Source organism: Streptomyces sp. PU-14G, assembly GCF_041028275.1.
In the GTDB taxonomy this organism is placed as follows: Bacteria; Actinomycetota; Actinomycetes; order Streptomycetales; family Streptomycetaceae; genus Streptomyces.
In genome coordinates this window covers 1-14160 of the sequence record NZ_JASKYT010000009.1, presented here as the reverse complement: position 1 = coordinate 14160, position 14160 = coordinate 1, and the positions used below count along the sequence as shown (strand labels likewise).

Below are 14160 nucleotides of genomic sequence, written 5' to 3'. Positions count from 1 at the left end.
CCTCAGTCGGCCTGGGTCGTGGGACACCGGCGTTTCCGCTGGTCGTGCGCGGCGGTCAGGACGTCACCGGTCAGACCGGTGACGGGTCGGCAGGCAGCCTCGTCGGTCGCCGAGTCGTTCCGGTGCCGTATAGCATCAACGTTCATGTCGAACGCTGATGAGCTGCTCGTGGACATCGCCGCCATGGTGGAGTCGGAGCAAACAAATCAGATGTCTTTGACCGTCGTCGCCCACGGAGCAGTGATCACGGGGCGACTGGCGCCGGAGGCGATGTGGAGGCAACGGGTGGCGGAGGTCCTGCGGGACTCGGACCGGCTGGCCCCGTTCGCGGCCCCGTTCCTGCGGGCATCCGAGGGGACTGGGCCGCAGCGTGCCCAGCCCCCCTCCTATCTGCACTTCCACGTCGCCAGGATCCTGCAAGGGACGGTGGGCATCCCGGAAACCGGCGGGATGTACCGCATCGCCATCAAGGACGTGAGCGCCTGGACGATGGGGGACCTCAGCTACTCCGACCAGTGAGGCAGGCCCCGCGGCCACGCGCGCGTCACGGGGTGTGCCCCGCCAGCAGGGCCTCCACCTCGTCGCGCCCGGCCAGGGACGGCTGCGCGCCCGCGCGCGTCGTGCTGATCGCGGCTGCCGCACACGCCCAGCGCGCGGCGTCCGCCAGGGCGCGCCCCTCTGAAAGGGCGACCGCGAGCGCCCCGCAGAAGGAGTCGCCGGCCGCTGTCGTGTCGACGGGGCGCACGGGGAAGGCCGGGATGTGCAGGCTCGCCGTGCCCTCCACCAGCAGCACCCCCTCGCCGCCGAGCGTGACGACGACGGCGCCCGCGCCGGTGAGTTTTCCGGCCGCCGCGGCCACCTCGTCCAGCGTCTCGGGGACCGCCGCGGTGTCCGCGAGGGCGGCCAGCTCGGTGCGGTTGGGCACGAGCAGGTCGACGTGCGGCGGGGGCTGGGCGCCCTCGACCGCGGGCGCCGGGTTGTACAGGACGGTGCCGCCGGCCAGCCGCGCCGCCGCGTGGTTGGCCTCGTCGGGAACCTCCTGCTGGAGGATGGTGACGGCGGCGCCCCGCAGCAGGTCGCCGGCCGCCTCGCAGTCGGCGGCGGCCAGGCGGGCGTTGGCTCCGGGGCTGACGATGATGGTGTTCTCGCCCGCGGGCGAGACGGCGATCAGCGCGCGTCCTGTCGGTGTCCCGGGCGTGCGGCGGATGTGCGTGGTGTCGACGCCCTGGCCCTGGGCGGCCTCCAGCATGACGGTGGCCGCGTCGTCGTCGCCGACCCGCCCGACGAAGGCGACCTCACCGCCGGCCCTGGCGGCGGCGACGGCCTGGTTGGCGCCCTTGCCGCCGGGATGCTGGGCCATGTCGCCGCCGAGCACCGTCTCGCCCGGCACCGGGTGGTGGGGCACGGGGGCGACGAGGTCGAGGTTGAGGCTTCCGACGACTGCGATCACTGGACTGTCTCCGTCTCCGGGCGCGTTCTGGGGACTGACTTCGGTGTGTGAGGGGCGCTCGGCCGGCTCGTGGAGGCGCGCACGACGAGCCGGGGCGCGAGGCGTATCGACCGCCGCGGCCCCGCCTGTTCGCCGACCGGCCGCCGGTCGAGCAACCGCGCCGCCTCGGCGGCCAGCTCGGCCACCGGCTGCCGCACGGTCGTCACCGCGGGGTCGGCGAGATCCGCGAGCGGAATGTCGTCGAATCCCGTGACGGCGACCTCGCCCGGCACGTCGGCGCCGAGCTGGCGCAGCCGCTGCAACGCCCCCACGGCGATGAGGTCGTTGGCGCAGACGAGCGCGTCGGGCCGCTGGGCGGCGGGCCGTCCGGTCCAGACCCGGTCCACGGCCGCCCGCCCCCACGCCGCCGAGAAGTCACCGAGTGCGACGCGCCCCGGGGCCTCGGGGTCCAGGGCGCCGGCGCCGGCCTCGTAGGCGGCGCGGCGTTCGGCGGCGGCCGAGGCGGTTCCCGACGCTCCGACGAAGCAGAGCCTGCGGCGCCCCTCGGCGGCCAGGTGGTCGAGGACGAGGGCCATTCCGGCGGAGTTGTCGACAGCCACCGAGTCGGCGACCCCGGGCCCGCAGCCGCGGTCCAGCAGAACGAGTGGCACGCGGGCCGCCGCGGCGGCGACCGCGGTCCGGCTGTGCTGCTCGTGGGCGGGGATGACCAGGAGCGCGTCGACCTGCCTGTCGAGCAGGGCGGCGATATGGCCGGCCTCGGCCTTCGGGTCGTCGTCGCAGTCGGCCAGCAGCACGGCCCGTCCGTCGGCGTGCAGCGCGTACGTCAACTCCCGCACGAGTGCGGGGTAGAAGGGGTTGGTGATCTGCGGCAGGACGAGGCCGATGGTGCCGGTCGAGCGGCTGCGCAGGGCGCGGGCGACGTGGTTGGGGCGGTAGCCGAGGTCCTCGACGGCCTTCCGCACGCGCGCGGCGGTCGCGGCGCCGACCGGGCGGCTGCCTGCCAGTACGCGGGAGACGGTGGAGACGGAGCAGCCGGAGGCGCGAGCCACATCGTGGAGCGTCACATCGGTCATCTCTCCCCCTCTCCTCCCCGGATACGGGCTCTCCTCCCCGGATACGGTTCTTCCTCCCCGGATACGGGCGGCAAACGTTATCAGCAAGCCTGCACGGTGCCCAGAGCACAGATCACCGCCTCTGGCCTGCGGACATGGTGAGACAGGTCATACACCCGTTGACAGCGGAAGAGAAGAGTCCGCACAGTCGTCGGAGAACGTTTGCCATGGAAGGGCCCCCGTGACCAGAAAGATCATTCTCGACTGCGACCCAGGACACGACGACGCGATCGCCATGCTCCTCGCGCACGGCAACCCCGACGTCGAACTCGTCGCCGTCACCACCGTCGTGGGAAACCAGACCTTGGAGAAGGTCACCCGCAACGCCCTGTCCGTGGCGCGCATCGCCGGTATCACCGGGGTGCCGTTCGCCGCAGGATGCCCGCGCCCGCTCGTACGCGACGTCGAGACGGCGCTGGAGATCCACGGCGAGTCCGGCCTCGACGGCCCGCTGCTGCCCGAGCCGCGGCTCGAACTGGACCGGCGGCACGCCGTCGACCTCATCATCGACACGGTCATGGCGCACGAGCCCGGCGAGATCACCCTCGTCCCGACGGCGGGCTTGACCAACATCGCCCTCGCCGTGCGCAAGGAGCCCCGCATCGCCTCCCGCGTCCGCGAGGTCGTCTTGATGGGCGGCGGCTACCACCAGGGCAACTGGAGCGCGGTCGCCGAGTTCAACATCATCATCGACCCCGAGGCCGCGCACATCGTCTTCAACGCGCCCTGGCCCGTCACCATGGTCGGCCTCGACCTCACCCACCAGGCGCTGGCGACCCCCGACGTCGTCGAGAAGATCGCCGGTGTCGGGACCCGGCCCGCCCGCTTCGTCGGTGAGCTGCTCGACTTCTTCGGCGCCACCTACCGCGAGGCCCAGGGCTTCGCGCACCCGCCCGTGCACGATCCGTGCGCCGTCGCCTACGTCATCGACCCCGACGTGATGACCGTGCGCAAGGCCCCCGTGGACATCGAACTGTCCGGCGGCCTCACGCTCGGCATGACCGTCACCGACCTGCGCGCGCCCGCCCCCGAGGACTGCCACACGCAGGTCGCCGTCGAGCTGGACCGCGACCGCTTCTGGGCCCTCGTGGTGGACGCCCTCGAGCGGATCGGCGACGTGGCCCCGTGAGTGCGCCGACCTCGGCCGGCGCCCGCGGCACGCGGGCGCGGCCGGTGCGCGTCGGCGTACTCGTCACCGCACTCCTCGTCGCCTGCTTCGCCTTCCAGCTGAACGCGAGCATGCTCAGCCCGGCGCTGAGCAGCATCGAGCGGACGCTGCACGCCAGCTCGGCCGAGATCGGCCTCACGCAGACGGCGTTCTTCACCTCCGCCGCGCTCTTCTCCCTCTTCCTCCCGCGCCTCGGCGACTTCGTCGGGCGGCGCAGAGTGCTGGCCGGCATGCTCGCCCTCATGGCCGTCGGCTGCGTGGTCGCGGCGCTGTCGCAGAGCGTTCCGATGCTCTTCGCGGGCCGCATCATCCAGGGCGTCTCCGGGCCGACCGTACCCCTGTGCCTGATCATGCTGCGGGTCGAGGTGAGCGACCCGAAGAAGTACGGCACCCTGCTCGGCGTCATCACGGCCGTCAACGGCGGCATCGCCGGTGTGGACTCCCTCGTGGGCGGCTACCTCGCCGACCACCACGGCTTCCAGTCGGTCTTCTGGGCCATGGCGATCGTCGCCGCCCTCGCCACCGTCCTGGCCGTCACCATGACCCCGGAGTCGAAGGCGGAGACCGCCACGGGCGACGGGACCCGCGCCGCGGCCCGCATGGACTGGCCGGGTGTGGTCCTCCTCGTCGTCTCCGTCGGCGCCCTGCTCATCGCGCTGAACGAGGCCGGCAAGCTGGCCGCCGCGCACTGGCCGCTCGTCGCCCTGCTCGTGGTCGTCGCCGCCGCGGCCTTCGCGCTCTTCTGGCGCACGGAGAGCCGCAGCTCCCACCCGCTGGTCGCCACCCACCACCTCAAGCGGCGTGCCACCTGGGCGACCCTGCTGACCACGGTGCTCACCATGACCGGCGTGTTCGCCGTCATGAACGGGCTGATCCCCGCCTTCGCCCAGGACGCGGCGGCAGGATTGGGCATGTCCGCCGAGCAGTCGGCGTGGTGGACGCTGACTCCGTACGCGCTGGCCGGGCTCGCCATGGGGCCCGTGGCGGGGCGGCTCGCGGCCACGTTCGGGTACGGGCGCGTGCTCCGCTTCGGTCTGATCGGCGCCGCCGCGACCGTCGTGCTGATGATCGTCACGTTGCACGGTGAGTCGCGGGCGATGCTGCTGGTGGCCTCGCTGCTGGTGGGCGTCACCTACGCGGGCGTCGGCAACATTGTCCTCAACGGGCTGGGCATCGTGCACTCGCCCCGCGAGAACCCCGGCTTCCTGCCGGGGCTCAACGCGGGCGCCTTCAACCTCGGTTCCGGCCTCAGCTTCGCGGTGCTCTACGCGGTCAAGACGGCGGCCCAGCCCGCGGACCAGGCGTCCCCCGCCGGATACGAGGCGGGCATGATCGCCGGTGTCGTGCTCATCGCCGTCGCGGTCGGCACCTCGTTCCTCATCCCGAAGCCGGTGGAGGCGGAGGCGCGCTGACGCGGGGCCCGGCCGACGGCTCGGCGGGCCCCAGGGCATCCGCTGGGGCGGACGCCCCCTCGCCACCGCAGCCTGTAGAACCCGGCGGACCTACGCGGTCACGAGCACACTAGTGAGCCCAGGGCGGTGTGATGGTGTTGCCGTCAGCCAGTTCGGCGGTGAGCCCGACTCGTGTGGTGACCCACATGTGGGCGGGCTGGTCGGTGGTGTTGGCGACCGCCACTGCGGAGCCCGCAGGTGCCACTGCTGCGTCACCTGCGCGGAGTTCGGCGCTCTCACCGTCGATGGTGAGTCGGAGGCGACCGGAAAGGGCGTAGAAGGCCTCCTCTTCGCTGATCGTGTGAGTCGGCCCCGTCATTGCGGCCGGGATCTCGACGCGCCAGGCGGCGAGGTCCCGGCTGCCGGTGTCCGGACGGACGTAGGAAACGAAACGGCCACCGTGAACCTTGTGTACGACGGCCTCGTCACTGCGGATGAACGGCATGCTCCGGCCTTCCTCTAGACAAGCTACTTGTCTAGATAGACAAGCGGTTTGACGAGTTATAGTCAAGACCATGGACGACGCCCTGGCCTTCTCCGCGCTCGTGCTGGCACTCTCCGGACAGCTGGTGCAGGAAATCCACACCAGCGTGTCCCAGCAGGGATTCGAGGACCTACGACCAGCACACGGCTTCGCCTTCGCCCGCATTTCTGCAGGCGGCGCCACCACGTCCGACCTGGCCGAGCACCTGGGGGTGACCAAGCAGGCCGCCGCTCAACTGGTCGAGGAGCTGGTCCGAAAGGGCTACGTGGTGCGGCATCCACACCCATACGATGCCCGCGCCCGCCTCCTGGGACTGACCGAGACGGGCTGGGCCGCTGCGCGCGGCGCCGACCAGGCAGCCCGGGCTGCCGTCGCACCGTGGCGAGAGGCACTTGGCCAGGCGCGCTTCAGCGCACTCGTCGCCGACCTGACACTCCTTGCACCGTCGGGACCGATCCGCCCTGCCTGGTGAGCCGATGGCCCACCTCCCGGTGACCGCCGGCCGCGAACGAACCGTCCGCCCGGGCAACCGGGGGCAGTGTGAACAGGGCAATCAGCGAGATCGTGATCGCAGTTCCGGGCGTCGGCGGCACGCTCGCCGACGCCGTGCTACGGACATGCGCAGGACGGCCAAGGCGTGTGGCCCGTGCGGCTGGGACGTATCGGCCCAGGCTGGGCTTACCGGTACCGACGCCTGCCGGCAGCAGTCGGACATGCGGACAGGGGACGGCCCCGGCTGGAGGGGGGGATTCCAGCCGGGGCCTGCTTGGGGTGGCGTGCGGGAGGGCGGTCGCCTCTCGGCGAGTGGCTCCGTGGGGCTTCAGCCGAACGATCTTCCCCACGGGCTATGGGTGAGGCCCGGGGACACTGTCCCCTCCCGCAGCCACACCGATGTCAACGGGACCTCGCCTCGGATTGTTCCGCCTTGCCCGCCGCTCCGCCTGTGATGTGTGGCATATACAACCGCCCGGGCACCCCCGCGGCGCCCCGCGCTCGGCACGCAGGACCGCGGCGACCCCGGGCGGCCGGGGCGACTCACTCGCGGTCGGAGGCCACCAAGGCGTCCTCAGACGCCTGCGATGCCTTCGACGCCTGCGACGCCGGGGCCTCCGGGGCCGCCGGAGCGTCCTCCGCCGCCCGCGACTCGGGCGGCGGGGCAGCGGCGGACGGCGGCCCGGCCGCCAGGATGCCCTGCTCCAGAGCCATCTCCTTGGCCACACGGGGAGCGGTCCACAGCGTCGGGAGCATGATGAAGCCGACGGGCACGGCCGTGACGACGATGAACGACTGGAGCGCCGTGATGCCGCCGTCACCGACGACGATGAGCACAGCCGCCGCCGCACCCATGAGCAGGGCCCAGAAGGCGCGTACCGCCCGGGTGGGTTCGCCGAACTTCGTTCCGGCGGCGGCGATGCTGTACGACATCGAGTCGGTGGTCGTCACCACGAACGTGATGGTCAGCAGGAGCAGCGCGACCGCGACGACAGCGCCCATCGGCAGCTGCTCGGCCATGGAGATGACGGCGGCGTCCATGCCGACGGCCTTGAGCGGGCCCGAGATGGTGCCGGGGCTGCGCTGTTCCAGGAAGATGCCGGTGCCGCCGAACACGGTGAACCAGAACATGGTGGCCAGCGGGGGAATGATGGCGGTGGAGACCACGAGGTCGCGCACCGTGCGACCCCTGGAGATGCGCGCCACGAAGATCGACATCAGCGGCCCGTACCCGAGGAACCAGCCGAAGAAGAAGACCGTCCAGGAGCCGAGCCACGTGTGGTCGCCCCGGTTGAGGGCCAGCGGCACGAAGTCCCGCGCGTACTGGCCGAGCCCGCCGAGGAAGGAGTCGAGCACGAAGCCCAGGGAGCCGAGTACGAGGAAGACGGCCATGAGGGCGACGGCGAGCCAGACGTTGGCCTTGCTGAAGAACTGGATGCCGCGGCTGACGCCACTGGCGACGGACAGCACGGCGACGACGGTCAGCAGGACGATGACACCGAGCTGTACGGGGTAGCCGCCGGAGATGCCGAACACCTTCGAGAGCCCGTAGGAGACCTGGAGCCCGAGGAAACCGATCGGTCCGACGGTCCCGGCCACCACGGCGATGACGCACACGATGTCGACGGCCGCTCCCAGCTTGGAGTGCCGGATGCGCTCGCCGAGGAAGGGGTACAGCAGCGTCCTGGGGCGCAGCGGCATGCCGCGTTCCTGGCCGCGGATCATCACGATCGAGGCGAGGGTCCCGAGGACGGCCCAGGCGAGGAAGCCCCAGTGCGCGAAGCTCTGGGACAGTGCCGCGTTGGTCGCCTGCTGGGTGCCGCTCTTGACGCCCTCGTAGAACGGAGGCGTCTCCACGTAGTGCTGTACCGGCTCACCCGCTGCGAAGAAGACGCCGCCGCCCGCGAGCAGCGTCGACATGATCATCGCGACCCACTGGAACCTGCCGTACTCCGGGCGCGCCCCGCTGCCGCCCAGCCGCACCCTGCCGAACCGGGAGAAGCCCAGCCACAGCGCGACGCCGAACGTCGCCAGCAGGAGCACCTGCCACAGCGGGCCGAACCAGCGCGCGGCGAAGGTGAAGACGGCGTTCACGACGTTGCCCGTGGCGGTGGGCGCGATCAGCGCGGCGAGGACGAAGGCGAGGAGCAGCCCGCCGCTGATCGCGAGCACCGGCACGTCGGTGCGTGAGCGGTCACCGGACGGCGGCGTGGCCGCCGCCGTATGACACCCTTCTTCACCGTCCGTGGTCGGCTCAGTCCCGGCAGGGACAGCCGCACCGGTGGCGGTTCGGGCATTCGGAGTCGGCATGGGATTCCTTGCGGGAGGGGTCAGTCGGGGTGGGGACATGACGCACCGCATGGACGCACGCGCTCTCGAGACGCAGGACCGCTCGGTGCGCGGGTCAGTGGCACAGGCTGCTATCCACACGGCGACGCGGTCAAATTTCGGACAGTACGGCAGCCCCCCGGGCCCCCCTTCTGACGTGCGGTTTTCCGTCCCGGTGGGGAGTCGGTGGTTGAGAAGGATCACCCTTGGCCGCATCGCGCCGGCGTGTGGAGGGAAGGCGGGCCGGGCCGCGGTCGTTCAAGGGACGGGCCGCTCGGGGAGCGGTTCTTTCACCAAGCGGGCCGCTCGGGGAGCGGCCCGTACGAGGAGTCGGTCGTACAGGGAGTGGTCGCTCATGCAGATCGGGGAACTGGCTCGGCGCACCGGTGCGAGCCGACGGTCGATTCGCTACTACGAGCAGCAGGGACTGCTGGAAGCGGAGCGTACCGCCAGTGGATGGCGGGTCTACGAGGAGAGAAGCGTGCAGCGGGTGCTGAACGTGCGGGAGCTGCTCGGTGCCGGGCTCACCATCGAGGACATCCGCCAGGTGGTTCCGTGTCTGGACATGAAGACCGAGGACTTCCTGGCCTGCCGGGACAGCCCCGACGAAGTGCTCGCGATGTACGAGGGACGGCTTGCCGCCGTGGAGGCGCGGGCGGCGGAGCTGGCACGCTACCGGACGGAGTTGGCCGAGCGGATCGCGATGCTGCGGGCCGGCCGGCCCGGCGAGGAACTCGGCGAGGTGCTGCGCCGTGTCCAGGCGGGTTCCGGGACTTGAAGGTGACACCGGTGTCAGTACCTAGCGTGCGGACACATGAGTGCTGTTTCCGCAGAGAGGCCCGGGCTGCCGGGCTGGTTGTACGTGGTGTTCCTGGCTGCGCTGGCCACGGCCACGGACGAGTTCATCATCGCCGGAGTGCTGCCCGCCGTGGCCGGCGACCTCGGAGTGGGTGTCGCGGCTGCCGGGCAGTTGGTCACCGCGTTCGCCGTGGCGTACGCGGTCGGTGCGCCGACCCTGGCGGTGGTGTGCGAGCGGTTTCCCCGCCGTACGGTCATGGCGGTAGCGCTGGCGGTCTTCGTGCTGGCGAACGTGGCCGCGGCCGTTGCGCCCGGCTACTACGCACTCCTGGCGGCCAGGGTCGTCGCCGCGCTGGGGGCCGCGGTGGTCACCTCCGCGGCCTTCGCCACCGCGGCGGCCGGTGCGCCCGAGGGAGAGCAGGGCCGGTATCTGGGGGTGGTGACGGCGGGCATGACGGCCGCCCTGTTCACCGGCGTCCCCGTGGGCTCGTGGCTGGGCGGCGCGATGGGCTGGCGGGCCACCTTCTGGCTGATCGCCGCGGTGGGCACGGCTGCCCTCGTGGGCGTGCTGACGACCGCGCCGACCGTGCCGGGCGCCGCCCCCGCACCCTGGCGTGAGCGGCTCGCGCCGCTGAGGAACGCCGGGGTGCTGCGGCTCGTCGCCGTCACCTTCCTGGCGGCCGGCGGCGGGCTGATGTTCTACACCTATCTGGGCGCCTACACCGCCCAGGTCGTCCCCCGCCCCGGCGGTCTGCTCTCGTTCCTCCTCTTCGTGGTCGGGCTCGCGGGTCTGGCCGGCGCGCTGCTGGCGGGCCGTGCCACCGACGTGTGGGGTCCCGCCAGGAGCCTGCGGCTGGTGGTCGGCGGACACGCGCTGGCGTTGGGGCCGGCCGCCGTGCTGGTCTTCACCGGCGTGGAGAGCCCCCTCGTGCTCGCTGCGGTGGTCGGCTGCTGGGCCGTCTTCGCCTGGGGCCTCACCCCTCCCGTGCAAGGAGGCATCCTCGCGGCGGCAGGGCCGTCCAGGGGGATGACCGCGCTGGCACTGAACATCTGCGGCCTGTACCTGGGCACCGGGGTCGCGGGAGCCGCCGGCGGCGCGGTGATCAACGCGGTTGGCGCCCGGTATCTCCCGCTGGCGGCCATGCTGTTGATGGGGCTGTCCTTCGCCGTGAGCTGCTTCTCTCCGGGGAGGGCTCCTGTTCCCGGCGCGCTTCGGCTGACCGCCTCTCCCGAGCCGCCGGGCTGCCCTACCGCTCCCGCCGGCGGGCGGGAGAGGTGATGCGGACGACGGCTTCCAGGGTCAGTGCGCGCTCATGGGGCTCACGGGCCAGCGCGCGGTGCAGTGTCATCCCCTCGATGAGCGCGTCGAGCTGGCGGGCCGTGCCCGGGTCGAAGTGCTTCTCCAGGTGGACGCGGCTGCGGTGCATCCACGCGTGGGTGAGCTCCCGGTACGACGGCTGGCGGGCGGCGAGCGTGTACAGCTCCTGGGTGAGCACGAGGTCGCGTTGGCTTTCCTCAGACAGCGCGTGGACGAGGTCGGCCACCGCCTCCCTGGCCTGGTCGCGGTCGGCCGCGGCGGCGAGGTGTGTGTCGAAGACGGCGACGATGTGGTCGGTGAAGCTGCGAAAGGCTTCCCGGAGCAGCTGGTCGATGCCGCTGAAGTGGTAGGTCATCGAACCCAGAGGGACGCCCGCACGCGCGGCGATCCTGCGGTGGGAGACGCGCGCGATGCCCTCCTCGGCGATGAGGTCGAGGGTGGCAGCGATGATGCGCTCGCGCCGCTGAGGGTCTGTGCGTCCGGTCGTCATGGCAGCAGGCTCACAGGTTCCGGGCCGACCGGGTGGGTTTTCCCGACGGCGACGACGTGGCCGGCGACGTTCCTCGCCTCCGGAGCGGCGCCGGGACAGCAGCGTTGCTGATGTCCGCACCTGGCGGGAGGGCGAAGCGCCGGCGGAGCGGGGCGTTGCGCCGCGTGGCCACGATCGTAGCCTGCCGATATGGAGGGCTGTGTGCGTCCCGGCCGCCGCGTGCGTCCCGGCCGCCGTGTACGTCCCGGCCGCCGTGTACGTCCCGGCCGCCCTGTACGTCCCGGTCGAAGGGCCGGAGGTTTCCCGGCGCCGCTCAGCGGCGCCGGGCCTGCAGGACTCCGGCGAGCGAGAGGACGAGAAGTCCGGCCAGAGGTACGACCAGCAGGCCCACGCGGAGGTTCGCCGCGTCGGCGACCAGTCCGACGACGGGCGGGGAGACCAGGAAGCCGAGCCGCATGAGCCAGGAGACGACGGTGAGCCCCGAGCCGGGCTTGAGTCCCGGCAGCTCATCGGCTTCGTGCATGGCGGCGGGGACGAGCGTCGCCGATCCGAGCCCGGCCGCGGCGAATCCGAGAACGGTGCCGGGGACCGTGGGCACGGCGAGCGCGGTGCCCATGCCCACCGCGGTGATCAGTCCGCCGGTGCGGGCCACGGTCCGCTGGCCGAACCGGTCGACGAGGCGGTCGCCGAGGAGGCGGCCGACGAACTGGGCTCCGACGAGCGCGATGTAACCGGAGGCCGCCAGCGCGGCCGACGCGTGCAGCGAGCCGGAGAGGTAGAGCGCGGCCCAGGAGTTGCCTGCGTCCTCGACGAGCGTGCCTGCCGTGGCGATGAGAACGAGTGCGCCCAGTACATAAGCGGTACGGGCACCTGTCGTCGTACGCCGTGCCGGCCGCGGGTCGCGGCTGTCGGTGGTCTCCGCGTCCGCGACCGGTTCCGTCTCGGGGCCTGGCAGACAGAACCGCAGGGCGACGCATGCGGCGGCGGCGAACACGGCCGCCGAGACCAACAGGTGCTGCCCTCGGGGGAGTCCGAGCGCGATGGCACCGGCGGCCATGCTTCCGCCGGTGACGGCCCCGATGGACCAGATGGCGTGGAAGGAGTTGATGATGGAGCGTCCGTAGCGGCGCTGCACCCGCAGGCCGTGGGCGTTCTGGGCGACATCGGTGATGGCGTCCATCGCTCCGGCCAGGAACAGTGCTCCGGCGAAGAGCACCACCGAGTCGGCCAGGGCCGCTGCCAGAATCCCCGCACCGGTCAGCAGGGTGCTGGCGACGGCCACCCGGGCCGAGCCCAGCCGGCGGATGAGTATTCCGGCAGCCAGGCCGGCCGCGATGGCGCCTGTCGGGAACGCGGCGATGGCCAGCCCGTAGGTGGCGTTGCCCATCTGCAGATCGGCCTTGATCTGCGGATACCTCGGCAGAAGGTTGGCGAACAGCGCTCCGTTGGTGAAGAAGAGTACGGCAACGGCTACGCGTGCCCGCCGTTCGGCCTGGGCAGGTCTGCGCAGTACGTCGACAGTCATGCGCGGAACCCTATCGGCGGAGCGTACGAACGTACACTCTATTTTTGTTCCGTGCCCGCGGTCGGAGCGAGGCGCGGCGAGGGGCTCGGGACGCCGCTGGATGACCGGTCAGCGCCGGGCTCCGCGTCAGCCTACGGACCCGCGTCCGCCTACGGACCCGCGTCAGCGTGCGGACCCGCGTACCGTCCTCGCGCGTCCGGCCACGGCCAGCAGCAGCGCTCCGGTGACCGTGATGACGACGGCGATGGCGAACGCCGTGGTCCACGAGCGCGCGTGCTCCACCACGGCCCCGGTGACGAGCGGGGCGAGGAAACCGGCGCACCCCGCGATGAACTGCACGACCCCCGCGACCGAGCCGTAGCGCGGCCCGGGAACCTCCTCGGCGACCACCGTCCAGTACTGCGCGCCGGTGAAGTAGAGCAGGAAGACGATGACGGCCATGAGCGCCACGGCTTCGCCGGCGCTCCCGACGAGTGCGATGCAGCCGAAGAGCAGGGCGGTGAGGATCAGACACACCACGATCGTCCAGCGGCGCACGGTGGCCGCGGCCCCGAGCCGGCGCACGAGCCAGTCGGTGGCGACCCCGCCCGCGATCATGCCGATGCAGCCGCCGACCCAGGGGATGGCACCGGCGACGGCCAACTGGTCCAGATCGATGCCCCGCTCACTGACCAGGTAGGTCGGGAACCAGGTCAGGAAGACGTTGAGGATCCAGGCGTAGCCGAAGTAGGCCAGCGCCGTGGCCCAGATGACCGGCCGGGCGACGTAGTGCCACATGCCGGGCAGTGCGGAGGACACCTGCTCCGCCGGTCCGTCTCCGGCACGGTCTTCCTCGCCGCCCGCGGCCTTCTCGTCCTCAGCGACCCCTTCGCTTCGCGTGCCCCGGATCTCGCGCAGCTCCGCGGGCCGCACCCAGGGGTGCCGCTCGGGGGTGTCCCGTACGACGGCGAACCAGCCGACGGTGAACAGCACTCCGATGACGCCGAAGATGATGAAGGGGACCCGCCAGTTGCCGTCCGTCGCCTCGATGACGGCGACCACGACAGGCGTACCGATGGCTCCCCCCAGGGGCGTGGCGGCGTTGGCGACACCGACCGCCGTTCCCAACTCCCGCTTGGGGAACCAGGTGTTCATGAGCTTGGCGGTGACCGTCGCCTGCGGGCCCTCGGCGGCGCCGAACAGGATCCGGATGACCAGGAAACTCACGAGTCCTGCTCCTGCGGCCGTCGCCGCGGTGAACACCGACCAGGCCAGGGCGGCCCAGCCCATGGCCTTGCGGGGGCCGAAGCGGTCGGCTGCCCAGCCGCCGAGGAAGCCGAAGGGCGCGTAGGAGAGGGCGAAGATGCTCAGGATCCAGCCGAACGCGGTCTCGGAGAAGCCGAACTCGCTGATGATGTACGGCGCGGCGACACCGATGGCGGCCCGGTCGGCGTAGTTGAGGCCCAGGACCATGAAGTCGGCGGCGAGTATCGCCCAGCGGGCGCGCAGCCGAGGCGGCCGGCCGCCGCCGGGCGCGGCGGCGGCACCCTGGAAGAGGGCGGGGG

Annotated in this window: 14 protein-coding genes; 6 read left to right on the top strand and 8 right to left on the bottom strand. The window is 71.9% G+C overall.

What is annotated here, in order from left to right; translation table 11 throughout:
• Positions 1 to 2: 2 nt before the first annotated feature.
• Positions 3 to 146 (bottom strand): hypothetical protein, encoded by a 144-nt coding sequence (locus AB8Z75_RS02335; RefSeq protein WP_369199642.1) that lies wholly within the window; start codon positions 144 to 146, stop codon positions 3 to 5.
• Between AB8Z75_RS02335 and AB8Z75_RS02330 the strand changes: the two genes are divergently transcribed.
• Complete coding sequence (locus AB8Z75_RS02330) at positions 145 to 519, top strand: hypothetical protein (RefSeq protein ID WP_369199641.1); 375 nt, start codon at positions 145 to 147, stop codon at positions 517 to 519. The genes AB8Z75_RS02335 and AB8Z75_RS02330 overlap by 2 nt on opposite strands.
• 25 nt (positions 520 to 544) lie before the next feature.
• Here the strand turns inward: AB8Z75_RS02330 and rbsK are convergent, their stop codons facing one another.
• A complete protein-coding gene (gene rbsK / locus AB8Z75_RS02325) occupies positions 545 to 1450 on the bottom strand; it encodes a ribokinase (protein WP_369199640.1) in 906 nt (301 codons plus the stop codon).
• Positions 1447 to 2523 (bottom strand): LacI family DNA-binding transcriptional regulator, encoded by a 1077-nt coding sequence (locus AB8Z75_RS02320; protein WP_369199639.1) that lies wholly within the window; start codon positions 2521 to 2523, stop codon positions 1447 to 1449. The genes rbsK and AB8Z75_RS02320 overlap by 4 nt, the downstream gene beginning before the upstream one ends.
• A gap of 220 nt (positions 2524 to 2743) precedes the next feature.
• Here AB8Z75_RS02320 and AB8Z75_RS02315 point away from each other — a divergent pair, with 220 nt between their 5' ends.
• Both AB8Z75_RS02315 and AB8Z75_RS02310 read left to right on the top strand, forming a co-directional pair.
• Positions 2744 to 3691: a nucleoside hydrolase gene (locus AB8Z75_RS02315; RefSeq protein WP_369199638.1), complete on the top strand. Its 948-nt coding sequence runs from the start codon at positions 2744 to 2746 to the stop codon at positions 3689 to 3691.
• Positions 3688 to 5142 carry an MFS transporter gene (locus AB8Z75_RS02310; protein WP_369199637.1) on the top strand — a complete coding sequence of 485 codons (1455 nt, stop codon included), beginning with the start codon at positions 3688 to 3690 and terminating at the stop codon, positions 5140 to 5142. Before AB8Z75_RS02315 ends, AB8Z75_RS02310 begins: the two co-directional genes overlap by 4 nt.
• Positions 5143 to 5251: 109 nt before the next feature.
• Here the strand turns inward: AB8Z75_RS02310 and AB8Z75_RS02305 are convergent, their stop codons facing one another.
• Positions 5252 to 5626, bottom strand: a complete 375-nt coding sequence (locus AB8Z75_RS02305; RefSeq protein ID WP_369199636.1) for a cupin domain-containing protein — start codon at positions 5624 to 5626, stop codon at positions 5252 to 5254.
• Between the two features lie 70 nt (positions 5627 to 5696).
• On the opposite strand from AB8Z75_RS02305, the gene AB8Z75_RS02300 reads away from it, so the two are divergent.
• Positions 5697 to 6137 carry a MarR family winged helix-turn-helix transcriptional regulator gene (locus tag AB8Z75_RS02300; RefSeq protein ID WP_369199635.1) on the top strand — a complete coding sequence of 147 codons (441 nt, stop codon included), beginning with the start codon at positions 5697 to 5699 and terminating at the stop codon, positions 6135 to 6137.
• A gap of 563 nt (positions 6138 to 6700) precedes the next feature.
• Here AB8Z75_RS02300 and AB8Z75_RS02295 read toward each other — a convergent pair.
• Entirely contained in the window at positions 6701 to 8329 is a 1629-nt protein-coding gene (locus tag AB8Z75_RS02295; protein WP_369199634.1) for a BCCT family transporter, read from the bottom strand.
• A 511-nt stretch (positions 8330 to 8840) separates the two neighbouring features.
• Between AB8Z75_RS02295 and AB8Z75_RS02290 the strand changes: the two genes are divergently transcribed.
• Both AB8Z75_RS02290 and AB8Z75_RS02285 read left to right on the top strand, forming a co-directional pair.
• Positions 8841 to 9263: a MerR family transcriptional regulator gene (locus tag AB8Z75_RS02290; RefSeq protein ID WP_369199633.1), complete on the top strand. Its 423-nt coding sequence runs from the start codon at positions 8841 to 8843 to the stop codon at positions 9261 to 9263.
• Between the two features lie 36 nt (positions 9264 to 9299).
• Complete coding sequence (locus AB8Z75_RS02285; protein ID WP_369199632.1) at positions 9300 to 10562, top strand: MFS transporter; 1263 nt, start codon at positions 9300 to 9302, stop codon at positions 10560 to 10562.
• Here AB8Z75_RS02285 and AB8Z75_RS02280 read toward each other — a convergent pair.
• From AB8Z75_RS02280 to AB8Z75_RS02270, 3 genes are all read right to left on the bottom strand, one after another.
• On the bottom strand, positions 10531 to 11091 hold the full coding sequence (locus tag AB8Z75_RS02280) for a TetR/AcrR family transcriptional regulator (protein ID WP_369199631.1): 561 nt from the start codon (positions 11089 to 11091) through the stop codon (positions 10531 to 10533). The genes AB8Z75_RS02285 and AB8Z75_RS02280 overlap by 32 nt on opposite strands.
• A gap of 313 nt (positions 11092 to 11404) precedes the next feature.
• A complete protein-coding gene (locus AB8Z75_RS02275) occupies positions 11405 to 12616 on the bottom strand; it encodes an MFS transporter (protein ID WP_369199630.1) in 1212 nt (403 codons plus the stop codon).
• Positions 12617 to 12778: 162 nt separating this feature from the next.
• Positions 12779 to 14160, bottom strand: a 1382-nt coding sequence (locus AB8Z75_RS02270; protein WP_369199629.1) for an MFS transporter, incomplete at its 5' end; no start/stop codon positions are given.